We start from the raw sequence: 25,151 nt of genomic DNA, 5'->3' as shown, positions 1-25,151 counted from the left end.
CAGGCAGCCGGCATGACCACCAAGAAACAGCCTTTTGATTTTGAACAGTCACTCAACACCCTGCAAGCCACTGTCGAGCAGCTGGAAAGCGGCGACCTGGGCCTGGATGAAGCACTGCAGGCGTTTGAAAAAGGCATCGGGCTTACCCGCGATTGCCAGCAAGCCCTTGATAATGCCCGGCAACGCATCACCATGTTGCTGGAGCAGAATGGTGAACTGCAGGAAGCACCTCTGCAGGATGATGTTTCCCCAAGCCGCACCGGTAGCAAATCCGATGACATTCCCTTCTGAGCTGCACCGTTTCCAGACATTCTGTGACAAACACATCAATCCGGCACTGGAGCAGATGTTTGTCGCCCCCCATCCCGACATGCAGCGCCTTTACCAGGCCATGCGCTATAGCGTGATGAATGGTGGCAAACGGGTTCGCCCGCTACTGGTCATGGCCAGCTGCCTGGCTCTCGAAGGCCAGGCACAGGACGCCATCGCCCCGGCCTGCGCCGTCGAGCTCATTCATGCCTACTCGCTGGTGCACGACGACTTGCCGGCCATGGATGACGACAATCTGAGACGCGGACAACCCACCACTCATATCGCTTTCGACGAGGCCAGTGCCATCCTTGCCGGTGATGCCCTGCAAACCCTGGCTTTCGAAGTGCTCAGTGATGACAAGCTGGCTCCGGCTGACGACAGCAACCGCCTGCAGATGATCAGGCTCCTGGCCCGCGCTTCCGGCGCCGCCGGCATGGTCGGCGGACAGGCGATAGATCTCGCCGCTACCGGCCAGCGTGTCGACCAGTCTCATCTCGAGCGCATGCACCGGCACAAGACCGGCGCCCTGATCAGCGCCAGCGTACAGCTGGGCGCTCTGGCCAGCGGCCGGGCCGATGACCGCGCACTGGCTGCCCTGACCCGCTATGCCGATGCCATCGGCCTGGCGTTCCAGGTGCAGGACGACATTCTTGATGTGGTCAGCAATACGGAAACCCTGGGCAAGCAGCAAGGCAGCGACTTGCAGCACGACAAGTCCACCTATCCGGCCCTGCTGGGTCTGGAACAGGCCCGCACCTATGCCGGGCAGTTGCGCAACGACGCCCTGCAGGCACTGGAGGTTTTTGACGACAAGGCCGACATCCTGCGACAGCTGGCCGACTACATCGTGCAACGCTCACACTGAGTCCGCTCTCTGTAGGTGCGAATTTATTCGCAAAAATTACACGCCCGGTTTTGTGCGAATAAATTCGCACCTACAGCGACAGGCGAGCCTGCGCCCCTTTATTGAACATAAAAAAACGCCCAGCACTATGTACTGGGCGTTTCTTGTATGGTGGGTCGTGCGGGGTTCGAACCTGCGACCAATTGGTTAAAAGCCAACTGCTCTACCGCTGAGCTAACGACCCATATATGGTCGGGGTAGAGAGATTCGAACTCCCGACATCCTGCTCCCAAAGCAGGCGCGCTACCGGACTGCGCTATACCCCGAAATTTGGCTCCGCGACCTGGGCTCGAACCAGGGACCTAACGATTAACAGTCGTGTGCTCTGCCGACTGAGCTATCGCGGAACTGAATCATCAAGCAACCTTGTTGCGTTGTTGCCTGCTGATGGCGCGCTATATTACCAGACATTCGATTGCCGTCAAGGCTTTTCGCAAAATTTGTTTGATTCGCTGTCACAACCGGCCTGGCAAGTGCAAAGCTGACGCGACAAGCGGTAAACTTGGCATAACTCCGTTGACACACAGCAGACCATGCGCAGAACCAAACAAGACGCCGACAAGACCCGCTCCGCCATCCTGGAAGCCGCCGAGACCCTGTTTCTGCGGCAAGGGGTGGCGCACACTTCACTGGAGCAAATCGCCCGGCAGGCAGGCGTGACCCGTGGTGCGGTGTACTGGCATTTCAAGAACAAGGCTGACCTGTTCCATGCCATGCTCAGCCAGGTGCGCCTGCCCGCCGAGCTGATCGCACAGCGGGTCAAGCTGTGTGATCCGGAAAACCCCATTGTCGGCCTGCGCAACCTGTGCACCGAAGCCATGGCTACCCTGGTGCGCGAGCCGAGCAAACGGCAGATCTTCACCATTCTGTTGCGCCGGTGTGAGTTCACCGACGAAATGCTCGAAGCCGAGCAGCAGCACGAGGTCTTCATCAACGAATTCATCGACCTGTGCACCGCACTGTTTGCCGAACCACACGTAACCGCACAGCTGCGGCCGGGCATCAGCCCGCGCATGGCCGCAGTGACACTGCATTCGCTCTTTGTCGGCCTGCTCAGTGACTGGCTGCGCGACCCGCACCTGCTCGACGCCAGCAATATCCAGCCCTATCTCGATATCCTGCTCAGCGGCATGTTCGGCAACTGGGACAGCTCGCCGGCACAACCCTGCTCCGCCTTGACCAGCTCCGAGTCAACCAGCCACTAGTGGCGCAAAACACCTTCAGCAACCTGCCTGCCGTCAAAGAACAGCTGGATACGCCCGTCATCGAGGCGCAGGTCCATGCAGCCCTCGTTGCCGGCCAGCGGGCCGCTCAACCACTCACGGCAATATTGCCCCTGCTCGCTGACCCACCAGCGCGCGCCTGCCTCACGGCCATCCTCCAGCGTGCCGTCCGCACGGAATACCAGCCTGTAATCCGAATGGGTGCGCAAATAGGTCCCGTCCAGAGTGGCCCCCTTGAGCAGGGCTTCAACCTCGGCCTGATCACGCAGATACTCACCGGCCAGGGCATTTCCGGTCAACATCAGCGGCAACAGCACAAAAAACTTACGCAACATCCTGCTTCTCCACAAAAAATGGCCATGGCTGATATGGCCACGGTGGTATCTGGTCTGACGCAAAGGTATCCGGTTAGCGCATTTCCTGCCGGATGCTGGCAAACGTGCGCGGCCAGGGCTTGTTCCGGCGTAGCGACTCGGGCAAGCGCTCAATGGCAGCCTTCGCAGCAGTCGCATTGTCAAAACGGCCATGGGTGACAACAAACAGCTGCTGCCCCTGATGCACCTTGCGGAAGTAGTGAAACTGGTTACCGTTGGCCTGCACAAACTGGCGCGCATTCTGTTCACTGGCAGTGGCGAACAGCTGTAGCGTATAGCCTTGCGCCGGCTGCGCGGCGTACCAGTTGTCGGCAGTAGCCGCCCGACGCTCGGCGACTGCAGCTGCCACCTTGGGCTTGGGCGGCTCGGCCGGTTTTGCCGGTGCTCTGGCCGGCTCAGGTTGCACTGCAGGAGGCGCTGCCGGGGTTTCGGGAACCTGTTGCGCGGCAGCAACCTGAGGTGCGGGGGGCGGTACAGGCGCGGCCACGACCGGCTCTGGTACAGCCGTCACCGGCTCCTCAACCGGTGGTGGCGGTGGTACCAGTGCCGCTTGCCGCTCAACAGCAACCTGTTGCGGCTGCAGAGCCGGCCGGGATGCGGCGGCAGGTTCGCTGGCCGGCAAGTCCAGCATGACGCGTTTCTGCGCTGTCGGCCCTTTCTGTCCGGGGCTGGTGCTGACTGGCTCCGTCAGGCCGGCCCGGTCTGGTTTGTCCTTGCTGTCATCCAGCTGATACCAGGCAAAGATGAACAGAAATGTAACCACCAGCAGTGCCACCAGGTGACGGTAAGGCAAAACAGCTTTTCCGCGCTGCAGGGGGGCAGCAGCCGGTTTGGACCGCTCGTCGGCGGACAGCCGCTCCAGCAGCAACTCCTGCGCCTGCTGGTTGATCACTCCCGGCCAGCCCAGTCCCCGCTCGAGCAGGGCGCCCAGCTCCTGGCCAGTGAACAGGTCAAGGCCGCGCCCGGCAGACTGCAAGCGCTGCTGCACATAACCTTCAGCCTCTTCGACAGTCCAGGGCTCGAGTTCGATCAAATGGTAGTCTGCTCCGCCATCTGCACCGGCCATGTCCTGCAGCATGCTCTGCAAGGCCGGCTCGCCAAACAGGAACACCTTGCAGCGGGCTCGCCCGTTGCCGGACGCAAGCCGCTGCAGCAGCAGCAGGGCCGACGCATCCAGCGCCTCTGCGTCATCAACCAGCAAGTGCACATCCTTGCCGGCCAGCACTGACTGCTCAACGGCATGCAACAAGCCCATGATATCTGCATGGGTGATCTGCAGGGCATATGCGATCTGCTGAGCAATGCCTGCAGCATCGCCACTTTTCAATGCCGATACCACTACACTCAGCACGGATTCCTTGCCCGCAGCGGCCATCGCATGCCGCAGCACGGTCTTGCCACTGCCCCAGGGGCCGGTCACAGCCAAAACCAGTTCGCTGTAACGGGAAAAATGGATCAGCTGTTCGAGCACAACCCGGCGCCGGGGCTTGTAGAACTGGAAGCTGCTGGCAGCGGCAAACGGGTTGTGTTGCAGACCAAAATGAGCGGCAAAAGCGCCATTGTCCTGTCGGATATCCATACTCAGGGCTCTACCTGTTCAACACGCGGCTGTCAGCGTTTCATAGTCGGCCTGCAGCACTGCTGCAAGCAACGCGGCAGGGTAATCTGCAGTCACCAGCGCCTCACCGATTCGTTCCAGCAGCACCAGCCGGATCTGGCCGTCCAGTGCCTTCTTGTCAACCGCCATATGCCGCAGAAAATCAGCCGCTTGCATGCCGGCAGGTGGCACTACCGGCAGCTTTGCCTGCTTCAGCAGTGCTACTGCACGCCGGACAGCCTCATCGGTAATCCAGCCCAGCTGCTGCGACATGTGCAGGGCCATGACGGTGCCTGCCGCGACCGCCTCGCCATGCAGCCAGTTGCCATAGCCCATCTCGGTTTCAATCGCATGCCCGAATGTATGCCCCAGATTGAGGATGGCGCGAATACCGGACTCTCGCTCGTCTTCCGCCACAACACGAGCCTTGGCCTGACAGGAGCGCTCTATCGCTTCGGTGAGGGCTTCAGGTTCAAGCCGGTTCAGATCCTGCATGTGGCGCTCAAGCCACCCGAGGAAATCCGCATCACAGATCAGGCCATACTTGATCACTTCGGCCAGCCCGGCGGCCAATTCTCTTGGCGGCAGGGTCGTCAATGTCGCGGTATCGATGATTACCGCTTTGGGCTGGTAAAAAGCCCCGATCATGTTTTTGCCCAGCGGGTGGTTGATGCCGGTTTTGCCACCCACCGACGAATCCACTTGCGACAACAGGGTAGTCGGCACCTGGATAAAGCCCACCCCGCGCTGATAACAGGCGGCAGCAAAACCGGTCATGTCTCCGGTCACTCCACCACCCAGGGCAATCAGGGTGGTCTTGCGGTCATGCCGGTCCTTCAGCAGCCCGTCAAAAATCATCTGCAGGGTCGGCCAGTCCTTGTACGCCTCGCCATCCGGCAGAATGATTTCGGTCAGTTCGTGTCCGCGCAGGGCATTACGCACACGCTCCAGATACAGGGGCGCGACAGTGGTGTTGCTGACAATGGCCACCTTGCGGCTTTGCAGATGCGGGCCGAACAGCTCCGGATTCTCCAGAATGCCGGCTCCGATATGAATGGGATAGCTGCGTTCAGCCAGATCAACGGTGAGGGTTCGCATGGGAGTTACCGTAAGGGACAAATCAAGCCACTGATAATCACAGCTGCAGCTTTACAAATCAAGTTGTGCCAGGATTTCCTGTACCACCATGCGCGGCGGCCGGGTATCAGTCTCGATGATGATGTCGGCTATTTCACGGTAAAGAGGCTCACGCACCGCCAGCAAGTCCTGCAGCACCTGCCCGGGGTTTTCAGTCTGCAACAATGGCCGGTTGCGATCCCGTGCCGTGCGTTCCAGCTGGTGCTCAACCGATGCATGCAGATAAATCACCAGGCTGCCGGCGGCCAGAGCCGCACGATTTTCCGGCCTAAGCACGGCACCGCCACCAGTAGCCAGAACCATCCCCCGCTGTTGCATCAGCTCGCCGATGACCAGCTGCTCGCGCTCGCGGAATCCGGCTTCGCCCTCCAGCTCGAAAATCAGCGGAATACCGGCGCCGGTGCGCTCTTCAATAATCCGGTCCGAGTCCTGGAAGAGCAGCCCCAGCTCTTTGGCCAATAGCCGGCCGATGGTGCTTTTACCGGCACCCATCGGACCGACCAGGGTCAGGTTGCGCTGGCGCATCAATGATTCAGGCTAACAGCCTGGTTGGCCAGGATGCGCGGCGTGATGAAGACCAGCAATTCGGACTTGGTATCGCTGACCAGGTTGCGCTTGAACAGGCGGCCGATAACCGGCACGTCACCCAGGAACGGCACCTTCTCGACCGAACGCTGCTGCTGGTTGGAGAACACGCCGCCAATCACGATGGTCTCGCCGTCGGATACCAGAACCTTTGCGTTGACCTCGTTTTTCTTGATCGGCGGCACGCCGTCCAGCGCATTGGCGAAATCAGGCTCGTCCTTGGTTACCTTGACGTCCATGATGATGCGGTTGTCCGGTGTGATCTGCGGAGTCACTTCCAGCGACAGGGCAGCTTCCTTGAAGGATGTGCTGGTCGAACCACTGGAGCTGGCTTCCTGATAGGGAACCTCGGCACCCTTCATGATCTTGGCAGTTTCCTTGTCGGAGGTGACCACCTTGGGCTGGGAAACCACCTCGCCATGACCGGTCTTTTCCATCGCCGACAGCTGCAGGTCAAGCAAGACATGGTTGGTCAGGAAACCGATGCCGATACCCGAGGTAGCCCCGGTGGCACCCAGGTCGACAAAGTTGTTGCCGGCCAACGCACCATTGGCACTCCAGCGGGTACTGGCAGTGCTGCCAGCCGAACGGCCCATGCTGCCACCCCAGCGCACACCAAGCTCCTTGTCGTAGTTGACATCCGCTTCGACAATCCGCGCCTCGATCATCACCTGACGGACCGGAATATCCAGCTGGGCCACTACACGGCGCAGTTCGTCCAGGCGTTCCTGGGTCTGATAGGCGATGATGCTGTTGGTACGGTCATCCACAGTGACCGAACCACGGTCTGCCGAGTCCTGGCCGCTGGTGACCGACTGGAACAGGGCGGCGATCTGCGATGCCTTGGCATAGTTGACCTGGATCAGCTCGCGACGCAGCGGGGCCAGTTCGGCAATTTGCTGCTGGGCCTCCAGTTCCTGGCGCTCACGGGCGGCAATTTCGTCAGCCGGTGCGACCAGCAAGACGTTGCCCACCTTGCGCTGGGCCAGACCCTTGGTCTTCAGCACCAGCTCCAACGCCTGATCCCAGGGAACATTCTGCAGGCGCAGGGTAATGTTGCCCTGGACCGTATCACTGGCCACCAGATTGAGGTCCGTGAAGTCGGCAATCAGCTGCAGGACCGAACGCACGTCAATATCCTGGAAGTTGAGCGATAGCTTTTCGCCGGTATAGGTGAAGCGGTCGGCATCACGCTTTTCCTTTTCCTGCTTGCTCATCGGCTTGACGCTGACGGTCATGCGGTTGTCGGTCTGATAGGCCAGATAATCGAAGTCTCCTGCCGACTCGATGACAATGGCAGTACCACCAGCCTTTTCGGTCGCACTGATGAAGTTCACCGGCGTGGCAAAATCTTTCACGTCAAGGCGGACACGCAACTCGTCAGGCAATGCGGTTTTCGGGAAATTCAGCTCGATGCGGTTGCCGCGCTCCTGGATACTCGGGCTGCCAGCGGTGGCGCTCAGATCAATCACCACGTTGCCTTCACCCTGCTCACCACGCTGGAAATCGATATTCTGTACCGCACGACGAGCAGGTGCCGAAGCTTGTCGGGTCACCTGGGCGGGTGCCTGGGCCTCGTTGCGGGCCACGCCATCGCCAACCACGACATACAGATTATTGCCTTCTGCCCGGGTATTGTAACCGGTCAAATTGGTCAGGTTGATGATGACCCTGGTGCGTTCCTTGGCCTCGACCACGGTCACACTGCGGGCATTGCCCGAGCCCAGCTCCTGGTGCTTGCTTTTGAGCTTGTTGCTGACCCCCGGCAGGTCCAGCGCGATGCGGGCCGGCTGTTCAATGGTATAGCCGCGCGGCAGGTCGACCGGCTCGTCAAAGGTAAGTTTCAGCTCGACCCTGTCACCCGGCAAGCTGGCAACATCAAGCGCATTCAGGTCTGCGGCAAGAATGGCCGGTGCACTTACCGCCATCAGGGTTGCCAGCGCACGTGACAATAGTTGAGTTTTCATGGTCCAGTTCCGTTGTTTTTTCCAGTTAATCTTAAGCATAGTGTTTCACCTTACGAGCGCTCCTTCAGGGCCAGGGTACGCGGCCGCTCCAGCCAGCCACCCTCACCATCCGGCACAAGCTCCACCACTTCTACAGCATCCGCCGTAATTGAAACGATCCGCCCGTGATTACGCCCCATGTAATCGCCGACACGTACGCGATGCACGCCATCGCCACCACGCATCAGGGCAAAGGATCCCCCCTTGTTGGCCAGGGTACCGACCATCACAAAACTTTCCAGATTGAATCCTTCAAGAAACTCCTTGATCCTGGTTTCATCCGGTCTGATATCACTGCGCCCCCGCTCCTGCCGGGCCAGTTCAAGCTTCATCGGAGGCTGGAACGGACTGCGCAAGCCGGACGCCTTGTAAGTGAAAGGCTCGTAAACGACCTCTTTGGGCATGGGCTCGATCCTGCCGCGCGGCTGCGCGCGCACCTCGTCCATGTATGCCTGCAAATCCGCATAGGAGCCGTCACAGCCAGCCACGCCGGCGCCCAACATGGCCAGCAAGCCCAGACGAATGATCTTTTTCATCGTGCCTGTCCCTGATCGTTATAACGGTAAGTTTTAACCTGGATATTCATTGCCAGGCGTGAAGCACTGCCACTCTTGTCCGGTACGATCTGGAAGTCGTGCAATGTCACGATTCGCGGCATGCTGGCCACCGCGCTGACAAAGGTCGCCAGCTCATGATAGCCACCCACGACCTTGATCTGGATTGGCAGCTCGATATAGAACTGCTGTGCCACTTCCTGCAGCAATCTGATTTCCTCGAACTCCAGCCCTGAATTCAGACCTGCGCTGGTAATATCTTCCAGCAAGCCCGGCACCTCGGTGTCACTGGGCAGCTGGCGCAACAGCTTGTCAAACGACGCCTCCATCAGCACCATCTGCTCCTTGTAGGCTTCGAGGTTCGCCGCCTGGCGCACCTTGGACTCGAACTGCTGCTTGAGTGTGACTTCTTCGGCCTGCTGGCGGGTCAGCTCGTCCTGCAAGTCCTGCACGTGCATGAAGTAGCCGGCCACCAGAACAATGACCAGCAACAAAATGGCGCTGATGACCTTGACCGGAGCAGGCCATGAGCCAAGATTATTGAGATCCAAATCGTTGAAGTCGATCTCGTTGAGGCTTTTCAGCGAATCTTTCAGGCTCATTGCCGTGCTCCTTGTCCTTGTTCCTCATCGGCAGGCTTGGTTTGCTGCACCGACAAACGGAACTTGCTCAGCTCCTGGCCGTCCGCCTCACGGGCCTCAACCGTCTTGACTTCCGCCAGATTCGGCGCAGCCAGCCAGTCCGAAGCATCCTGGTTGCGCATCAGGCTGGAAATCAAGTTATTACTTTCAGCAGTTCCTTCAATGGCGACATTCTTGCCGGTCATTTTCACCGAAGTGAAGAAAACCCCGTCCGGTATGGTACGCACCAGCTGGTCAAACACGCGAGACACGATCGGGCGGTTACCCTGCAGATCCTGGATCACCTTGGTACGATCGATCAGCTCCTGGCGTTTCTTGCGCAGCTCGCTGATTTCCTTGATGCGGGCATCAAGCGCCGTGATTTCCTGGCGAATGAAATTATTGCGTGCCCGCTGCTGGTCAATCATGTGGTTGAATGCCTGGTCGGCCAGAAAAACTACCGCCGCCCCCAGCAATAACACGCCCACCAGTGTCGCGATGAACTGTTGCTTGCGTTGTTCCCTCAGCTGTTCCCGCCAGGGCAATAGGTTTATACGTGCCATCAGTCAAAACTCCTCATTGCCAAGCCACATGCGATCAGCAAGGCAGGCGCATCACTGGCCAGCGCCTCAACATTGACCTTGCTGTCCACCGTCATGTTGGCGAAGGGGTTGGCAATCACTGTCGGGGTGCCGATGCTCTGTTGTACCAGCACATCCAGCCCGGTAATGGCCGAGGAGCCTCCTGCCAGCAGGATATAGTCCACTTCGGTCAGCTGGCCGGTAGCAAAGAAAAACTGCAGCGCGCGGGAAATTTGTTGCGCGATGGTTTCCTTGAATGGTTCCAGAACTTCCTGTTCGTAGTCATCAGGCAAGCCGCCGCGTTTTTTCGCCAGTCCTGCCTCTTCATAGGACAGGCCATAACGGCGCTGGATTTCATCGGTCAACTGCTTGCCGCCAAACATCTGCTCGCGAGTGTAAATGGTCTCGCCCTTGTGCATCACGCTCAGGGTCATGGTGGTGGCACCAATATCCACCACTGCCACGGTCAGCTCCTCGCCACGCCCTTCCAGCTGCTCGGCAACCAGACCGAAGGCCCGCTCCAGCGCATAGGCCTCGACTTCGACCACTCGAGCCTTGAGTCCGGCCAGCGCCAGGGCAGCCTCCCTGATCTCGACGTTTTCACGCCGGCAGGCGGCCAGCAATACCATGTCCCGGTCCGGAGTGGTGGATGGCCCGAGGACCTCGAAATCAATGGCAACCTCGTCAATCGGATACGGAATGTACTGGTCCGCCTCGAGCCGCAGCTGGGTTTCGAGTTCATCATCACTCAAGCCACGCTCCATCAGGATCTGCTTGGTGATCACGGCTGCACCCGAAACTGCCACCGCCGCCTCTTTCAGATTGCTGCGCGACTTGGCCACCAGCCGGCTCACCACCTGTCCGACCAGTTCCAACTCGGCAATATTCTTGTCAACAATGGCATTGGGTGGCAGTGGCTCGACGGCAAAAGCCTCTACCTTATAGCCGGCGCCTGTGCGGCTCAATTCAATGAGCTTGGCCGAGGTTGAACTGATATCAATCCCCAGCATGGTTTTTGATTTCTTTTTTAAGAGCCCTAGCACGACCGAATTCCTATCAGCATCCGTCACTTACAGACGTTTTATGGTTATCCACATTAAATACCACTCTGAGCCGAATCGCAAATGGCTTCCGGACAAAAAAAGCGCTTATAATGTGCCGTAATTTTGTATCTCGCACCCCTAGCCCCTCTAACCCATTCATTTTTATTGGGAATAAATCTACCTTGATACTCGTCGTAAAGTCCCTGTTCGCGCTAGCCATTGCTTTAATTTGCGGAGTAGTACTCAGTTTGGCAGGTGCCTACCTCTATCTCAGCCCCAATTTGCCATCTGTCGAATCGCTGCGTCACGTGGAACTACAGATGCCTTTGCGAGTCTACAGCGAAGACGACCAGCTTATCGAGGAGTTTGGCGAAATGCGCCGCACTCCGATCCGCTTTGATGAAGTCCCGCAGGATTTTATCAATGCTTTGCTGTCAGCAGAAGACGACAACTTCACTAAACACCATGGCGTTGATCCAGGCAGCCTTTTGCGGGCAGCAGCCCAGCTGGTCAAGACTGGTCGTATCCAGACTGGCGGCAGCACCATCACCATGCAGGTGGCGAAAAACTTCTTTTTGACCAGTGAGCGCAGTTTTTCCCGCAAGGCCAATGAAATCCTTCTGGCCCTGCAAATCGAGCGTGAACTGAGCAAAAACGAAATCCTTGAGTTGTACGTCAACAAGATCTACCTGGGCAACCGCGCCTATGGTATCGAAGCGGCAGCCAACGTGTATTACGGCAAGTCAATAAAAGATCTAAGCCTGGCACAAATGGCCATGCTCGCCGGCTTGCCGAAAGCGCCTTCGCGCTATAACCCGCTTGCCAACCCTGCACGCAGCATGGAGCGGCGCGACTGGATTCTCGGTCGCATGCTGAGGCTCGGGCACATCGACCAGCAGCAGTACGAAGAAGCGGTAAATGCCGAACAGGATGCCAAGCTACACATCAAAAGCCCCGATGTCTATGCCCCCTATGTCGCGGAGATGGTACGCCTTGAAATGATCAACCGGTACGGCAGCGATGCCTACACCGACGGCCTCAATGTGCGTACCACCGTACCCGCCGACCTGCAAAACCATGCCCAGCAGGCAGTTTTTCGTGGCCTCACCGACTATGACCGGCGCCACGGTTATCGCGGACCGGAAGCCAGGATAGAAAAACGCGGCGACTGGCAAAGCGCGCTGCGCAACACCAAACGCATCAACCAGTTCATTCCGGCCATTGTCAGTGCGGTGGCCAGCGACGGGATTTTTGTCATGCTGGCCGACGGCAGCGAAGAGCATGTTGACTGGCAAAGCATGCGCTGGGCAGCTCCTTTCCTCAGCAACTCCAGTCGTGGCGCGTCACCACGCAATCCCGCCGCTGTCGCCAGCGTCGGCGACCTGATTCGCGTTGAGCAAGGCGCAGATGGCAAACTGGCCTTCTCCCAGCTGCCGAAAATCCAGGCTTCACTGGTATCCCTCAATCCCCATGACGGAGCCATTCGCGCGCTGGTCGGCGGCCTGTCCTTCGAGCACAGCCACTACAACCGGGCCACCCAGGCACAGCGTCAGCCCGGCTCAAGCTTCAAGCCGTTCATTTACAGCGCAGCACTGGATGCAGGCTACACTCCGGCGACCCTGATCAATGACGCACCCATCGAAATCTTTGAAGCCGGCATGAAAGAAGTCTGGCGGCCAAAAAACTCCGACAACAACTTCCTCGGCCCGATCCGCTTGCGCGAAGGCCTGTATCGCTCACGCAATATGGTGTCCATCCGGATCCTGCAGGATATTGGCATCCCCTACACCCGTGATTACATCAGCCACTTCGGCCTGAAAAAAACCGACCTGCCGCCCAATCTGTCACTATCGCTTGGCTCGGCGACCCTGACTCCCATCGACCTGACCATAGCCTGGGCAGTGTTCGCCAACGGCGGCTACAAGGTTGACCCTTACATCATCCAGAGCATCAGTGACCGGGACGAGCGCACCATCTATGCAGCCAGCCCGGCCGTCACCCCGCAACTGGCCCAGACCCGCAAGACGGACGACCCCGACAGCAAGCCGGTACTGGCCGAAGCGGTGATCGACGAGCGCACCGCCTACCTCATGACAGATATCCTCAAGGACGTGATCAAGCACGGCACCGGCCGTCGCGCCCTGAGCCTGAAGCGCACCGACCTGGCCGGCAAGACCGGTACCACCAACGACTCCTTTGACAGCTGGTTCATCGGCTACAATTACAGCCTGCTGACCTCGGTCTGGGCCGGCTTCGATCAGCCGGAAACCCTCGGCCGGCGCGAATACGGCGCCACCATCTCATTGCCGATCTGGGTTGACTACATGGGCCAGGCGCTGGCCGACTCACCGGCCAGCAACCAGCCCGAGCCGCGTGGCCTGAGCGTTTTGCGGGTTGACCGTGAAAGTGGCAGACTGGCCTCCGCCAACAGCGCCAACAGCTACTTCGAGCTGTTCAAGCAGGAGGATACGCCCCCACGCATGGACGAATTCAGCCCGGTCTTCGACTTCGGCCAGGACAGTGGAGAAGCACCCGCGCAGACTCCTCAAGACAACCTGTTCGACCTGTTCTAGGCGCATTCAACGGGCAACAAAAAACCGGCAATGCCGGTTTTTTGTTGCCCGTTGAATGCGCCGTCAGAACTTGAACACATCATCAACCGACTGCAGCGGATAGTTTTCCGGATAAGGCAGCGTGGCTACACCGCTATCAATCGCAGCGCGGGCAACAGCATCAGCAACCAGGGTGATCAAGCGAGAATCTATCGGCTTGGGCAGAATGTAGTTGCGACCAAACTCCAGCTTCTCCAGGCCATAAGCGGCACAGACTTCCGCCGGACACGGCAGCTTCGCCAGTTCGCGAACAGCATGGACGGCTGCAATCTTCATTTCTTCGTTGATACGGGTCGCCCGCACATCCAGGGCACCACGGAAAATGAAGGGGAAACACAGGACGTTATTGACCTGGTTCGGATAATCTGAACGCCCGGTCGCCATGATGACATCAGAGCGCGTCGCATGCGCCAGCTCGGGGCGGATTTCCGGATCGGGGTTGGACGAGGCAAAGACGATCGGGTTGTCGGCCATGCGCTTGAGGTTCTCGGCGCTCAGCAAGTTCGGTCCGGACAAGCCGACGAACACGTCGGCCCCCTCCATCGCCTGCTCCAGCGTGTGCTGGTCAGTGGCATGTGCAAAAGCCGCCTTGTACTGGTTGAGATCGTCACGACCACTATGGATGACTCCCTTGCGGTCAACCATATAGATATTTTCCAGCTTCGCACCCAGACTGATCAGGAGTTTCATGCAGGCAGTGGCTGCCGCACCCGCCCCCAAACAGACAATTTTCGCATCCTCAAGTTTTTTACCGGCAATATCCAGCGCATTGAGCATGCCGGCCGCAGTCACAATGGCAGTACCGTGCTGGTCGTCGTGAAACACCGGGATATCACACTGCTCGATCAGCGCGCGCTCAATGTCAAAACACTCGGGCGCCTTGATGTCTTCCAGGTTGATGCCGCCGAAAGTGATGGAAATACGGCGCACGGTATCGATGAACGCCTGCGGGCTCTCCGATGCCACCTCGATGTCGAACACATCAACTCCGGCAAAGCGCTTGAACAGTACCGCCTTGCCTTCCATGACCGGCTTTGAAGCCAGCGGACCGGTATCACCCAGCCCCAGCACCGCCGTGCCATCGGAGACCACGGCCACCAGGTTACCCTTGTTGGTGTACTTGTAGGCCAGCGCAGGATCATCGGCAATTTCGCGCACCGGCTCGGCCACACCCGGACTGTAGGCCAGCGCCAGGTCGCGGGCACTGGACGTCGGCTTGGTCAGCTCGACGCTGGTTTTGCCTGGGCGTGGCGACATATGGTACTCGAGGGCTGCAGCTTTAAGGTCTGACATGATGGGCGTTCCACTAGAAAAAAGAGGGTGGAGCTGGCTGACACGCTGGCAGCCGTTCCTTTATTTTTAGGGTAATGAGCATACGCAAGATAGGACGTCCCGACAAGTGCGACAATAAGCCTGCCAACGACTGTCCGGACATAAAAAAAGCGCCCGATGAAGGCGCTTTTTTGATAACACAGTTGCTTACTTGCTGGCAAAACCGCCAAAACGCTGTTTGAAGCGGTCGATGCGGCCACCAACGTCCAGCACTTTTTGCTTGCCGGTGTAGAAAGGGTGGCATTCGGAACAAACATCGATGCTGATGTCTTGTGCCAGGGTAGAACGGGTCTTGATGACATTACCGCAGCTGCAGGTAGCGCTAATGTCGGCATAATTTGGGTGAATATCAGCTTTCATGGTGTGTCCTCAAATATGAAATTGTGCCGCCATCCAACCCCATTGTTGAATACCGCACACGACAAGGGCGCAAATGATACCAGAGGATGCGCCACATGCAAGGAAATATTCGTTGTTTGTGGTTAAATAGACAGGTCTTTTCTCGGTGCCTGCCCGCTACGCACCGTAACACTAGGAGTTTATCGTGACCAATACTGCCCAACGCCTGTTTCCCGCCACCCGCCTGCGCCGCAATCGCCGCGACGAGTTCTCCCGTCGCCTGGTATGTGAAAACCGCCTGAGCGTGGACGACCTGATCCTGCCGGTTTTTGTGCTGGACGGTGAAAACCAGCGTGAGGCAGTGCACTCCATGCCCGGCGTCGAGCGCCTGTCCATCGACCTGTTGCTGCAGGAAGCCGAACGCTGGGTGGCATTGGGCATTCCTGCCCTGGCACTGTTTCCGGTCACGCCACCCGAGCACAAGTCACTGGACGCCGCCGCAGCCTGGGATCCAGACGGTATTGCCCAGCGTGCCACCCGTGCCCTGCGCCAGAAATTCCCCGAGCTGGGCATCATCACCGACGTGGCACTGGACCCCTTCACCACCCACGGCCAGGACGGCATTCTGGACGACAACGGCTACGTCCTGAACGACGAAACTGTTGACGCACTGGTACGCCAGGCATTGTCCCACGCCGAAGCCGGCGCCCAGGTGGTGGCTCCGTCCGACATGATGGACGGCCGCATCATGGCCATTCGTGAAGCACTGGAAAATGCCGGCCACACCAACACCCGCATCATGGCCTATTCGGCCAAGTACGCCAGCGCCTACTACGGTCCCTTCCGCGACGCCGTCGGCTCGGCAGCCAACCTCGGCAAGGCCAATAAATTCACCTACCAGATGGACCCGGCCAACGGCAACGAAGCCCTGCATGAAGTGGCCACCGACCTGGCCGAAGGCGCCGACATGGTCATGGTCAAGCCCGGCATGCCTTACCTGGACATCGTCTGGCGCGTGAAGGAAGAGTTCAAGGCGCCCACCTTTGCCTATCAGGTCAGCGGCGAGTACGCCATGCACATGGCCGCGATCCAGAACGGCTGGCTGGGTGAAGAAGTCATCATGGAGTCCCTGCTGGCATTCAAGCGCGCCGGTGCCGACGGCATCCTCACTTACTTCGCCGCACGCGTCGCCGAACTGCTGCAGCAACAATAGCTCCTCCTGTAGGTGCGAATTTATTCGCACATTTGATGTGCTGCCAATTTATTCGCACCTTTGATATATGGGCATTTTTTGTACAAACAAATTCGTACCTACAGGTATGTAATCTGCAGTCTCATCACCGTCAAATACGTCATCACCGCGTCTGATGCGGTGATTTCCAGCAGCTACAGGACAAATCAACATGCAGCCAGACAGCCCCGCCCCCGCCAGCATCGCCCTGGATGACAGCAGTCTGTACATCAACCGTGAGCTGTCCCAGCTGCAATTCAACATCCGTGTGCTGGAGCAGGCACTCGACGAATCGGTGCCACTGCTGGAGCGGCTGAAATTCCTGCTGATCTTCTCCAGCAACATGGACGAGTTCTTTGAAATCAGGGTAGCCGGCCTCAAGCGCCAGGTGGCCTATTCGCGCCCGCGCATTGACGCCGACGGTATCCAGCCCCAGCAGGCACTGGCCCGGATTGCCGAAATCGTGCATGAACAGGTCGAGCGCCAGTACCACATTCTCAACCAGACCCTGCTGCCGGCACTGGCCGAAGAAGGTATCCGTTTCGTGCGCCGGCGTTACTGGACGCCAGCCATCCGCAACTGGGTTGCCGAGTTTTTCAACGCCGAGGTCGCGCCAGTGGTCACGCCCATCGGCCTGGACTCGGCCCATCCCTTCCCGCTGCTGGCCAACAAGAGCCTCAACTTCATCGTCGAGCTGGAAGGGGTTGATGCCTTCGGTCGTGACTCCGGGCTGGCCATCCTGCCGGCCCCGCGCAGTCTGCCACGCCTGATCCGCATTCCCGACGAGCTGACCAGCGGCGGCGTGCAGCATGTATTCCTGTCATCCATGATCCATGCCCATGCCGATGACCTGTTTCACGGCATGAGCGTCAAGAGTTGCTACCAGTTTCGCCTCACCCGCAACGCCGACCTGTCGATGGAGGTTGACGATGTTGCCGACCTGGCCAGCGCCCTGCGCGGCGAACTCTACGCCCGGCGTTTTGGTGACGCGGTACGCCTGGAAGTTGCCGACAACTGTCCGCCACACCTGGTTGAATATCTGCTGCAACAATTCAATCTCGGCCCGGACGAGCTGTACCTGGTGAACGGGCCGGTCAACCTGACCCGCCTGTTTGCCATTACCGAGCTTACCAGCCATCCGCACCTGCGTTTTGTGCCTTTCACACCCGCCATCCCCAAGGCGCTGCTCAAGTCCGAAAGCCTGTTCCAGGCCATCGCCCGGCAGGACGTACTGCTCTATCACCCCTACGAATCCTTTACCCCGGTGATCGATTTTCTGCGTCGCGCTGCCCAGGACCCGGCGGTACTGGCCATCAAACAGACCCTGTATCGCTCCGGCGCTGACTCGGAAATTGTCGATGCGCTGGTCGAGGCTGCCCGCAACGGCAAAGAGGTGACCGTCGTCATCGAACTGCGCGCCCGCTTTGACGAAGAGTCCAACCTCGCTCTGGCCAGCCGCCTGCAAGCCGCCGGTGCCGTGGTCATCTATGGCATGCTCGGTTTCAAGACCCACGCCAAACTCGCCCTGGTGTTGCGCCGCGAACAGGACACACTGGTACGCTACGCACATCTGGGTACCGGTAACTACCACGCCGGCAACGCCCGGCTGTACACCGACTACAGCCTGCTCACCGGTAACCGCGAACTGTGCGAAGACATCTCCAGCCTGTTCAACCAGCTGGTTGGCATGGGCAAGGCCAAAGCGATGCACTGCATGCTGCATGCACCCTTTACCCTGCGTCACGCCCTGAACGAAATGATCATCCAGGAAGAAAGCAACGCGCTGGCCGGCCTGCCGTCCCACATCGTGATCAAGGTTAACGCCCTGACCGACGACAAAATCATCCGTGCGCTGTACCGTGCCAGCCAGGCCGGTGTACGGATCGACCTGATTGTGCGCGGCATGTGTTGCCTGCGCCCCGGCATTTCCGGCATTTCCGACAACATCCAGGTACGCTCGATCATCGGTCGTCAGCTGGAGCACAGCCGGGTGTATTACTTTCTCAATAGCGGCGGCGAAGAAAAGCTGTTTCTGGCCAGCGCCGACTGGATGGAGCGTAACCTCGACAAGCGTATTGAAGCCTGCTTTCCGCTGACGGACGCAAAAATGATCAGACGAGTCAAGAAAGAGCTGGGGCAATACCTGCGTGACAATACCCATGCCTGGCTATTGCAGAGCGACGGCAGCTATGTACGCCTGCAACCGCAACCTGATGAAAAGCCATGCCATGCCCAGCAACGCCTGCAGGACAAGCTGGGCCTGCCGCTGATAGAAACCTGAAACCGCTCGTGCGAATTTATTCGCACATCCCCACTACTACCCGCTTTTGCCCGGCTTGTTCGAATAAATTCGAATCTACAAAACACCCATCAGTAGGGGTTGGCCGTATGTGCGAATTCATTCGTACAAAAACCATCACTACAGCAGGTGTGCGAATAAATTCGCACCTACAGATGCATGTGATTTCGTTAATTAGACGCACAACGATAAAACAGCCCACAAACAAGAAGGGCTTCCTTGCGGAAGCCCTTCTCTTTATCACGTCACAAAACCGGTTTTAGTCGTCCAGCTTCATGGTGCCCTTCTCGGCCAGGTTGATGTGCCAGGAGAAGGCCTTGTCCAGCAGGTGCGGGGTGTGACCGCCGCGCTTGGCTTTGGCTTCCTCGAAGTAATCACGGGCCTGCTGCTTGTAGCTTGGGTGCATGCAGTTCTCGATGATCGCTTCGGCAGCCTGACGAGGAGCCAGACCACGCAGGTCGGCGTAGCCCTGTTCGGTGATGATCACGTCAACGTCGTGGTTGGTGTGGTCAACATGGGTGACGAAAGGAACGATCGAAGAGATCGCGCCGTTTTTGGCGGTGGACGCAGTCACGAACATGGTGATACGGGCGTTACGGGCGAAGTCGCCGGAGCCGCCGATACCGTTCATCATGTGGGTACCGCTGACGTGGGTGGAGTTGATGTTGCCGTAGATATCGATTTCCAGCGCAGTGTTGAAAGAGATCACGCCCAGACGACGGATCAGCTCGGGGTGGTTGGAGATTTCCTGCGGACGGAAGATTACCTTGCCAGCGTACTTCTCCAGGTCTTCGGCCAGGGTATCGACGCGCTTTTTGGACAGCGACAGGGCGGTACCGGCAGCGAACTTGACCACGCCAGCATCAATCAGGTCGAACACGCCATCCTGCAGTACTTCGGATGCAACAATGACATCCTTGAAGCCGGATTTCTGCATGCCGTTCAGAACCGCGTTGGCCACGGAGCCGACACCAGACTGCAGCGGAGCCAGGTTGTTTGGCAGACGACCCTTGCGTACTTCCTCGTGCAGGAAGTGCAGCAGGTTGTCGGCAATCTGCTGGGTTTCCTCGTTTGGCTCGAACAGCGGGGACGGAATGTCTGGCTGGCTGGAGATCACGATACCGCGCACCTTGGCAGGGTCTACCTTGATGCCCTTGGTGCCGATGCGCTGGCTGATTTCACACAGCGGAATGTCGCAACGGGCGTTTTCACCGGCAGGACCGGGGATATAGATGTCGTGCATGCCTTCATAGGCGGCAGGCGCGGACACGTTCACTTCGATGATGACGTGTTTGGCGGTCTCGACGTAGATTGGGGAGTTGCCCACGGAACCGGTCGGGATGATGTCGCCGTCTTCGGTGATGGCAGCGGCTTCAATGATCGCGTAGTCGATGCGTGGCAGCACACCCTGACGCACGTATTCCGCGTTGTGGGACAGGTGCTGGTCAATGTAGAACGCTTCGCCTTCGTTGATCTGCTTGCGCAGGATGGGGTTGGCGTTGTACGGGAAGCGCAGGTTGATGATGCCGGCTTCGGCCATGGAGCCGTCAGCAGCAGGGCCCATGGAGGCACCGGTGAACAGGTTGACCTTGAACTTCTCTTTCTTGCCGCGCTCGGCCAGAGCCATCGGGAACTCTTTCGGTTCACCGAACAGGGTGAAGCCACTCATGCCCAGCGTCATGCCGTCATCAATCCAGGATGCCGCCTCTTCTGCAGATACCACCTTCTCCAGAAACTCGGGTTTACGAATGAACTTGCTCAAATCCTGCGTCATGAAAATCACCTCAAAAAATACGGTTCATATGAGTTTGTGCCGCACTTGCCCACCAGCCTGATAGGCCGATGATGCGTGCCGTTCGGGGGTTGTGCTCCGGACAGGACGCTGCTTATTTTTCCATTCTAGGGCCCCACCAGTTTTTAACAGCTATACAAAGGTCGATTTCGCCCCCTGTTCCCTGCCGCCAGCCCATCCTGTTGGCTGGCCGATACTCCTTCATGTTTGCGTGATGGCTGCATGAAGCCCTGATGCTACACGCAGCCGCAAAGCTGATTGTGCGAAGGGGCTTGCCCCTGAGAAAGCCTCTTCCTGCAAAACACCAACTGTGGGTGCGAATTCATTCGCACATCCACACCGCCGCACGACCTTGCCCGGGCTGTCCGAATAAATTCGGACCTACAAAACATAAACAGCCAACCACTAACCCGGCGCCCCATCCACGCGCGCCTTCCACAACATCGGGCCGTAATTGACCAGATAGATCAGCAGCGCAACAAACCAGCACAACGCGGCCAGCCACAAAAAGCCGATGTAAGCCACGCCCACCCCGAACACCCGGAACAGCGCGCCAGCGTTGAAGATGGCAAAACCGATCACCATCGCTTTTGGCGGATTCAGCATGCGTCCGGTATGGCCCAGAGTGACGCGGGCAATCATTCCAAGAATCAGGCCCGCCATGCCGCCAACCGTCAACGCGTGTACCGCCACGCTGAAGTTGTCGATCCACTCAAGATGCCACAGCCCCATGGCCAGAAACGCCACCACAAACCAGTAGTAGGCAAGGTGCAGCGACCACAGTAGCGGCACCTTCCACAGCCCGGCATCATGCCAGCGTCCCACGCGCACACCGTGCCCGACACCCATGGCAATGAAAATCACGCCCAGAAAGGCATTGCGCTCAAGCGCCCAGCCTGCGGCAAAAGACAGGATGATTACCGCCGTGCCCAACTGCAAGGCCTGCTCCAGCCAGTTGATCGGTGCAACCTGCCTGGGGCGCAGCAAACCGCGCTGGGTGAAAAACGGAATGACCCGGCCACCAATAATGCTCATCAGTGCGCCTACCGCCCAGACACCGCCCAATACACCCTGACGCTGCAGGGCATCATCACCCTTGGCCACACCATACAGCACCAGCAACTCCAGCAACGACAGGGCGACCAGCACCACCACCAGCGGATAGTTGCGCACCTGACGTACCGGCCAGACGCTGCGCGCCATTTGCAACGCCACCAGCGGCATGAACAGACCATTGAACAGGATCACCCAGCCCAGCGGCATGCCGGCCAGCCAGCTCAGGCGAGCCAGTAGCCAGATCACCGTCAACCCGAGCAAAAGCTTGCCCGACAGGCCGGGCACTCCGGTCCAGGTCTGGACTGCGGTCAGCAAAAAGCCGGCAACGATGGCACCGGCAAAGCCGAACAGCAACTCATGTCGGTGCCAGGCCAGCCAGCCTCCAACCGGCTGCCAGGACTCGACATGCCCGGTCAACGCCATTACCCAGACAGGAACTGCCAGCATTGCCAGCAGCACGCCGAAGAAGAAGAAAGGTCGAAATCCCAGACGCAAAAAAGGCGTAATGCCCAGTGCCTTGGACCTGTCCATCAGCTGCATGGTGAGCTCCTTATTTAATATCCCACTAACGGGGTCAACCATACACCAAGCTGGCTATCGGTGGTTGGCCAAACTTGTCTGCAATCAGTTTTACAACGAAAAACGCCACCGGCAACTGCGCGGTGGCGTTTTGTCTGCGGTTGACAGCCCGGGTCAGTGCAGGCCCTGAATGTAGCTCGCCAGCGCCTTGATGTCCTTGTTGCTCAGCTTTTCAGCCACATCACGCATGGTCATGGCATCACCGTCATTGTAACGGTCGCCTTCGCGGAAGTCGGTCAGCTGCTTGGCAATATAGTCGGCATGCTGGCCGCTCAGCTTGGGATACCGGGCCAGATCGAGGCCGGCACCATCAGGCGAGTGACAACCGCTACAGGCAGGCATGCCATCAGCCAGCTTGCCGCCACGGAACAATGCTTCACCACGCTCGGCCAGCTCGGGGTCGGCGTAGCCGGTAGTGCCTTTCTGGCTGGCATACCATGCCGCGATGTCTTTCATGTCCTGATCCGACATCGCATCCAGCATGCCGGTCATTTCCACGACCGGACGTTCGCCAGTCTTGATGTCCAGCATCTGTTTGAACAGGTAGTTCGCACCCTGGCCGCCAAGCTTCGGATAGGTCGGCATCAACGTGGTATTACCATCAGCACCGTGACAGGCCTGGCACATCAGGATCTTGTTTTTTCCGGCTTCTGCATCACCGGCCGCATGCGCAAGGCCAGTAATGCCCAGGCTCAGCAGCAGACTTACGACTAGTTTGTTCATCAGCTCATTCCAACAACGGCAAAAGTAAATTTATCCGGGGCAGATACGGTCGCTCTGTGTCATCCTGTCCTGCCCGGCACGTAATCATGCAGCTATCAGCATAAACCCTACAAAACCCAATGTGTAGGCCAATACGATGCAATGTATGCACAAAATTGGCGGCATTATATACTGCCAGCCATAAAACTGAAACGTTCTGGGATGATCAAAATCACTTGGAGATGTCATGCAGCAAAAAAACCCGCTTCCCGGCCTGTGTCAAAAGGCGCAATTCCTGATCAGCGCCGCCAAGGTTGAACAGTGCCCGCCGGACGAGGGCCTTGAGGTCGCCTTTGTCGGCCGTTCCAACTCGGGCAAATCCAGCGCGATCAATACATTGACCCGTGCCAGCCTGGCTCGCACCTCGAAAACTCCCGGGCGCACCCAGCTGCTCAACTTCTTCAGCCTGGATGAGCAGCGCCGGCTGGTCGACTTGCCTGGCTACGGCTACGCCAAGGTGCCGATTCCGCTCAAACAGCACTGGCAGAAGCACCTGGAAGCCTACCTGAGCCGGCGCGACTGTCTGACCGGCGTGGTGCTGATGATGGACATCCGTCACCCCTTCAGCCCCTTCGACCGCATGATGCTGGACTGGGCCAAAGGCGCCGGCATGCCAGTGCATGTCCTGCTGACCAAATGCGACAAACTGACGCCCGGCGCCGGTCGCAGCGCCCTGCAGAAAACCCGCAAGCAGCTGCAGGATGAGTGGGGCGACATTGCCGGCATCCAGCTGTTTTCCGCCACCAAGCGCATCGGCACCGACGAAGCCTACGATCAGCTGGCCGCCTGGCTACAACTGATCGAGCCCGAACTGCCGGAAGACATGGTTATCGAAGAAGACTAACAAACACATACGACTCGCTGGCTCGTGCTGCCTGTTGTATGAAGGACTTGCTTTTGTATGAGGGGGCTTGCCCCCGATAGAAGACACAGGTTTTCTCAGAGGCAAGCCCCTTCGCACAACGTTTTTATATGCGCTTCTGTAGGTTCGAATTTATTCGAACATGGTATATGCAGCCCGGCCTTGCCGGGCCTGTCCGAATAAATTCGGACCTACATGTGCAACGCTGAACTGTACCAGCACTGTCATCCTGCGCGAAGTGAAGCGTAGTCGCAGGGTCCACATAAACAGGAGACACCATATGCGCTGGGAAGACCGTCGCCGTAGCGACAACGTGGATGACCGTCGCGGCCAAAAAAGCTCACCAATCAATGCCGCCATGGGCGGCGGCATCGCCATGCGCCTACTACCGGTACTGCTCAAAACCAAAGGCGGCCGTACCCTGCTGTTGCTGGGCGTACTGGCCTTCTTTGGCGCACGCATGCTCGGCATCGACCTGATGCCGCTACTGACCGGCGAACAGGTCAGCACCAGCAGCACACCGGCCCAGCTGAGTGCAGAACAGCAGCGTCTGGGCGAATTCGTCTCGGTAATCCTGGCCGACACCGAAGACACCTGGACAGAGATCTTCGCCAAACAGGGCCAGCGCTACCCGGCACCAACCCTGGTGCTGTTCAGTGGCCATGTGCAGTCTGCCTGTGGTTCGGCCAGCGCCGCCGTCGGCCCCTTCTACTGCCCGGCCGACCGCAAGGTCTACATCGACCTGTCGTTCTACCACGACCTGAAAACCCGCTACAAAGCACCCGGCGACTTCGCCCAGGCCTACGTGATCGCCCACGAGGTCGGCCACCACATCCAGACCATCACCGGCATTTCTGCCGAAGTACGCAAGGCCCAACAGGGCCTGTCCAAAGCACAGCAAAACCAGCTATCTGTACGCCAGGAGCTACAGGCCGACTGTTTCGCCGGTGTCTGGGGCCATCATGCTGACCGCCATCGCCAAATGCTCGCCCCGGGCGAAATGCAACAAGCCCTGAACGCAGCCGCCGCAATCGGCGACGACCGCCTGCAAAAACAGGCCACCGGTACCGTCACTCCCGACAGCTTCACTCACGGCACATCGGAACAGCGCATGCGCTGGTTCAAGCGCGGGTTTGATAGCGGAGATATGGCACAGTGCGATACATTCAAGGCAGGAACGAAACTGTAAAAACAAAAAGGCCCGCAATTCTGCGAGCCTTTTGATGTTATGGTGCCGGCACCACGAATCGAACGCGGGACCTACTGATTACAAGTCAGTTGCTCTACCTGCTGAGCTATACCGGCAATGTGCGCCATTATAGCGGCAGATTTTATCTTGTAAAGGCCTGTT

The 25,151-nt window shown here is 58.5% G+C and carries 21 protein-coding genes, 4 tRNA genes and 1 pseudogene; 8 read left to right on the top strand and 18 right to left on the bottom strand.

Annotated features, from left to right (window positions below):
- The first annotated feature begins 12 nt into the window (after nucleotides 1-12).
- Together AR306_RS00235 and ispA are read left to right on the top strand one after the other, a co-directional pair.
- Nucleotides 13-291, top strand: a complete 279-nt coding sequence (locus AR306_RS00235; RefSeq protein ID WP_101495540.1) for an exodeoxyribonuclease VII small subunit — start codon at nucleotides 13-15, stop codon at nucleotides 289-291.
- Nucleotides 275-1,177, top strand: coding sequence for a (2E,6E)-farnesyl diphosphate synthase (ispA, locus tag AR306_RS00230; RefSeq protein ID WP_101495539.1), 903 nt, complete (start codon nucleotides 275-277; stop codon nucleotides 1,175-1,177). The genes AR306_RS00235 and ispA overlap by 17 nt, the downstream gene beginning before the upstream one ends.
- Nucleotides 1,178-1,325: 148 nt before the next feature.
- On the opposite strand, the gene AR306_RS00225 is transcribed toward ispA, so the two are convergent.
- The 3 genes from AR306_RS00225 to AR306_RS00215 all read right to left on the bottom strand — a co-directional run bounded on the left by AR306_RS00225 (nucleotide 1,326) and on the right by AR306_RS00215 (nucleotide 1,563).
- Nucleotides 1,326-1,400: transfer RNA gene (locus tag AR306_RS00225), tRNA-Lys, on the bottom strand.
- Nucleotides 1,401-1,405: 5 nt separating this feature from the next.
- A tRNA-Pro gene (locus tag AR306_RS00220) sits at nucleotides 1,406-1,482 on the bottom strand.
- Nucleotides 1,483-1,487: 5 nt separating this feature from the next.
- Nucleotides 1,488-1,563 (bottom strand) — tRNA-Asn (locus tag AR306_RS00215).
- A gap of 186 nt (nucleotides 1,564-1,749) precedes the next feature.
- Between AR306_RS00215 and AR306_RS00210 the strand changes: the two genes are divergently transcribed.
- Complete coding sequence (locus AR306_RS00210) at nucleotides 1,750-2,421, top strand: TetR family transcriptional regulator (protein ID WP_101495538.1); 672 nt, start codon at nucleotides 1,750-1,752, stop codon at nucleotides 2,419-2,421.
- On the opposite strand, the gene AR306_RS00205 is transcribed toward AR306_RS00210, so the two are convergent.
- The 9 genes from AR306_RS00205 to AR306_RS00165 all read right to left on the bottom strand — a co-directional run bounded on the left by AR306_RS00205 (nucleotide 2,418) and on the right by AR306_RS00165 (nucleotide 10,936).
- Nucleotides 2,418-2,774, bottom strand: coding sequence for a hypothetical protein (locus AR306_RS00205; protein ID WP_101495537.1), 357 nt, complete (start codon nucleotides 2,772-2,774; stop codon nucleotides 2,418-2,420). The genes AR306_RS00210 and AR306_RS00205 overlap by 4 nt on opposite strands.
- A gap of 73 nt (nucleotides 2,775-2,847) precedes the next feature.
- Nucleotides 2,848-4,392: an AAA family ATPase gene (locus AR306_RS00200; protein WP_101495536.1), complete on the bottom strand. Its 1,545-nt coding sequence runs from the start codon at nucleotides 4,390-4,392 to the stop codon at nucleotides 2,848-2,850.
- Between the two features lie 18 nt (nucleotides 4,393-4,410).
- Nucleotides 4,411-5,508, bottom strand: coding sequence for a 3-dehydroquinate synthase (gene aroB / locus AR306_RS00195; RefSeq protein WP_101495535.1), 1,098 nt, complete (start codon nucleotides 5,506-5,508; stop codon nucleotides 4,411-4,413).
- 51 nt (nucleotides 5,509-5,559) lie between these two features.
- Nucleotides 5,560-6,072 (bottom strand): shikimate kinase AroK, encoded by a 513-nt coding sequence (gene aroK, locus AR306_RS00190; RefSeq protein WP_101495534.1) that lies wholly within the window; start codon nucleotides 6,070-6,072, stop codon nucleotides 5,560-5,562.
- The gene (pilQ, locus tag AR306_RS00185; RefSeq protein ID WP_101495533.1) at nucleotides 6,072-8,099 is read right to left on the bottom strand and encodes a type IV pilus secretin PilQ; all 2,028 of its coding nucleotides are present in this window, start codon (nucleotides 8,097-8,099) and stop codon (nucleotides 6,072-6,074) included. The genes aroK and pilQ overlap by 1 nt, the downstream gene beginning before the upstream one ends.
- Nucleotides 8,100-8,149: 50 nt before the next feature.
- Entirely contained in the window at nucleotides 8,150-8,674 is a 525-nt protein-coding gene (locus tag AR306_RS00180) for a pilus assembly protein PilP (RefSeq protein ID WP_101495532.1), read from the bottom strand.
- Nucleotides 8,671-9,294 (bottom strand): type 4a pilus biogenesis protein PilO, encoded by a 624-nt coding sequence (pilO, locus tag AR306_RS00175; protein WP_101495531.1) that lies wholly within the window; start codon nucleotides 9,292-9,294, stop codon nucleotides 8,671-8,673. Before pilO ends, AR306_RS00180 begins: the two co-directional genes overlap by 4 nt.
- On the bottom strand, nucleotides 9,291-9,875 hold the full coding sequence (locus tag AR306_RS00170) for a PilN domain-containing protein (protein WP_101495530.1): 585 nt from the start codon (nucleotides 9,873-9,875) through the stop codon (nucleotides 9,291-9,293). Before AR306_RS00170 ends, pilO begins: the two co-directional genes overlap by 4 nt.
- Nucleotides 9,875-10,936 carry a pilus assembly protein PilM gene (locus tag AR306_RS00165; RefSeq protein WP_166627903.1) on the bottom strand — a complete coding sequence of 354 codons (1,062 nt, stop codon included), beginning with the start codon at nucleotides 10,934-10,936 and terminating at the stop codon, nucleotides 9,875-9,877. The genes AR306_RS00170 and AR306_RS00165 overlap by 1 nt, the downstream gene beginning before the upstream one ends.
- Before the next feature lie 182 nt (nucleotides 10,937-11,118).
- On the opposite strand from AR306_RS00165, the gene AR306_RS00160 reads away from it, so the two are divergent.
- Nucleotides 11,119-13,509 carry a penicillin-binding protein 1A gene (locus AR306_RS00160; RefSeq protein WP_240622443.1) on the top strand — a complete coding sequence of 797 codons (2,391 nt, stop codon included), beginning with the start codon at nucleotides 11,119-11,121 and terminating at the stop codon, nucleotides 13,507-13,509.
- A 63-nt stretch (nucleotides 13,510-13,572) separates the two neighbouring features.
- Here the strand turns inward: AR306_RS00160 and AR306_RS00155 are convergent, their stop codons facing one another.
- Nucleotides 13,573-14,841, bottom strand: a complete 1,269-nt coding sequence (locus AR306_RS00155; RefSeq protein ID WP_101495527.1) for a malic enzyme-like NAD(P)-binding protein — start codon at nucleotides 14,839-14,841, stop codon at nucleotides 13,573-13,575.
- 186 nt (nucleotides 14,842-15,027) lie between these two features.
- The gene (gene rpmE / locus AR306_RS00150) at nucleotides 15,028-15,240 is read right to left on the bottom strand and encodes a 50S ribosomal protein L31 (protein ID WP_101495526.1); all 213 of its coding nucleotides are present in this window, start codon (nucleotides 15,238-15,240) and stop codon (nucleotides 15,028-15,030) included.
- A gap of 184 nt (nucleotides 15,241-15,424) precedes the next feature.
- On the opposite strand from rpmE, the gene hemB reads away from it, so the two are divergent.
- Both hemB and ppk1 read left to right on the top strand, forming a co-directional pair.
- Nucleotides 15,425-16,432: a porphobilinogen synthase gene (gene hemB, locus AR306_RS00145; RefSeq protein WP_407071169.1), complete on the top strand. Its 1,008-nt coding sequence runs from the start codon at nucleotides 15,425-15,427 to the stop codon at nucleotides 16,430-16,432.
- Between the two features lie 202 nt (nucleotides 16,433-16,634).
- Nucleotides 16,635-18,731: pseudogene (gene ppk1, locus AR306_RS00140) on the top strand (polyphosphate kinase 1); the annotation flags it as partial.
- A gap of 277 nt (nucleotides 18,732-19,008) precedes the next feature.
- Here the strand turns inward: ppk1 and AR306_RS00135 are convergent.
- The 3 genes from AR306_RS00135 to AR306_RS00125 form a co-directional block, all read right to left on the bottom strand.
- Nucleotides 19,009-20,523: a succinate CoA transferase gene (locus AR306_RS00135; protein WP_101495523.1), complete on the bottom strand. Its 1,515-nt coding sequence runs from the start codon at nucleotides 20,521-20,523 to the stop codon at nucleotides 19,009-19,011.
- Nucleotides 20,524-20,946: 423 nt separating this feature from the next.
- Nucleotides 20,947-22,137 (bottom strand): NnrS family protein, encoded by a 1,191-nt coding sequence (locus AR306_RS00130; RefSeq protein WP_101495522.1) that lies wholly within the window; start codon nucleotides 22,135-22,137, stop codon nucleotides 20,947-20,949.
- Nucleotides 22,138-22,290: 153 nt separating this feature from the next.
- A complete protein-coding gene (locus AR306_RS00125; RefSeq protein WP_101495521.1) occupies nucleotides 22,291-22,899 on the bottom strand; it encodes a c-type cytochrome in 609 nt (202 codons plus the stop codon).
- 226 nt (nucleotides 22,900-23,125) lie between these two features.
- On the opposite strand from AR306_RS00125, the gene yihA reads away from it, so the two are divergent.
- Together yihA and ypfJ are read left to right on the top strand one after the other, a co-directional pair.
- Nucleotides 23,126-23,782 (top strand): ribosome biogenesis GTP-binding protein YihA/YsxC, encoded by a 657-nt coding sequence (gene yihA, locus AR306_RS00120; RefSeq protein ID WP_101495520.1) that lies wholly within the window; start codon nucleotides 23,126-23,128, stop codon nucleotides 23,780-23,782.
- 298 nt (nucleotides 23,783-24,080) lie between these two features.
- Complete coding sequence (ypfJ, locus tag AR306_RS00115) at nucleotides 24,081-24,989, top strand: KPN_02809 family neutral zinc metallopeptidase (protein ID WP_101495519.1); 909 nt, start codon at nucleotides 24,081-24,083, stop codon at nucleotides 24,987-24,989.
- Between the two features lie 40 nt (nucleotides 24,990-25,029).
- On the opposite strand, the gene AR306_RS00110 is transcribed toward ypfJ, so the two are convergent.
- Nucleotides 25,030-25,105 (bottom strand) — tRNA-Thr (locus AR306_RS00110).
- Nucleotides 25,106-25,151: the final 46 nt, after the last annotated feature.

This window comes from Thiopseudomonas denitrificans (assembly GCF_002866065.1).
In the GTDB taxonomy this organism is placed as follows: domain Bacteria; phylum Pseudomonadota; class Gammaproteobacteria; order Pseudomonadales; family Pseudomonadaceae; genus Thiopseudomonas; species Thiopseudomonas denitrificans.
Note: the sequence above shows the minus strand (reverse complement) of the source record. Positions and strands in the feature narration are given on the sequence as shown.

What these genes read in the sequence shown, in the direction of transcription:
- pilO (WP_101495531.1), bottom strand. Translation starts at nt 9,294, where the DNA reads ATGAGCCTGAAAGATTCGCTGAAAAGCCTCAACGAGATCGACTTCAAC.
- ispA (WP_101495539.1), top strand. Translation starts at nt 275, where the DNA reads ATGACATTCCCTTCTGAGCTGCACCGTTTCCAGACATTCTGTGACAAA.
- AR306_RS00135 (WP_101495523.1), bottom strand. Translation starts at nt 20,523, where the DNA reads ATGACGCAGGATTTGAGCAAGTTCATTCGTAAACCCGAGTTTCTGGAG.
- yihA (WP_101495520.1), top strand. Translation starts at nt 23,126, where the DNA reads ATGCAGCAAAAAAACCCGCTTCCCGGCCTGTGTCAAAAGGCGCAATTC.
- AR306_RS00125 (WP_101495521.1), bottom strand. Translation starts at nt 22,899, where the DNA reads ATGAACAAACTAGTCGTAAGTCTGCTGCTGAGCCTGGGCATTACTGGC.
- AR306_RS00130 (WP_101495522.1), bottom strand. Translation starts at nt 22,137, where the DNA reads ATGCAGCTGATGGACAGGTCCAAGGCACTGGGCATTACGCCTTTTTTG.
- AR306_RS00170 (WP_101495530.1), bottom strand. Translation starts at nt 9,875, where the DNA reads ATGGCACGTATAAACCTATTGCCCTGGCGGGAACAGCTGAGGGAACAA.
- aroB (WP_101495535.1), bottom strand. Translation starts at nt 5,508, where the DNA reads ATGCGAACCCTCACCGTTGATCTGGCTGAACGCAGCTATCCCATTCAT.
- aroK (WP_101495534.1), bottom strand. Translation starts at nt 6,072, where the DNA reads ATGCGCCAGCGCAACCTGACCCTGGTCGGTCCGATGGGTGCCGGTAAA.
- AR306_RS00205 (WP_101495537.1), bottom strand. Translation starts at nt 2,774, where the DNA reads ATGTTGCGTAAGTTTTTTGTGCTGTTGCCGCTGATGTTGACCGGAAAT.
- AR306_RS00235 (WP_101495540.1), top strand. Translation starts at nt 13, where the DNA reads ATGACCACCAAGAAACAGCCTTTTGATTTTGAACAGTCACTCAACACC.
- AR306_RS00155 (WP_101495527.1), bottom strand. Translation starts at nt 14,841, where the DNA reads ATGTCAGACCTTAAAGCTGCAGCCCTCGAGTACCATATGTCGCCACGC.
- AR306_RS00180 (WP_101495532.1), bottom strand. Translation starts at nt 8,674, where the DNA reads ATGAAAAAGATCATTCGTCTGGGCTTGCTGGCCATGTTGGGCGCCGGC.
- rpmE (WP_101495526.1), bottom strand. Translation starts at nt 15,240, where the DNA reads ATGAAAGCTGATATTCACCCAAATTATGCCGACATTAGCGCTACCTGC.
- AR306_RS00210 (WP_101495538.1), top strand. Translation starts at nt 1,750, where the DNA reads ATGCGCAGAACCAAACAAGACGCCGACAAGACCCGCTCCGCCATCCTG.
- AR306_RS00200 (WP_101495536.1), bottom strand. Translation starts at nt 4,392, where the DNA reads ATGGATATCCGACAGGACAATGGCGCTTTTGCCGCTCATTTTGGTCTG.
- ypfJ (WP_101495519.1), top strand. Translation starts at nt 24,081, where the DNA reads ATGCGCTGGGAAGACCGTCGCCGTAGCGACAACGTGGATGACCGTCGC.
- pilQ (WP_101495533.1), bottom strand. Translation starts at nt 8,099, where the DNA reads ATGAAAACTCAACTATTGTCACGTGCGCTGGCAACCCTGATGGCGGTA.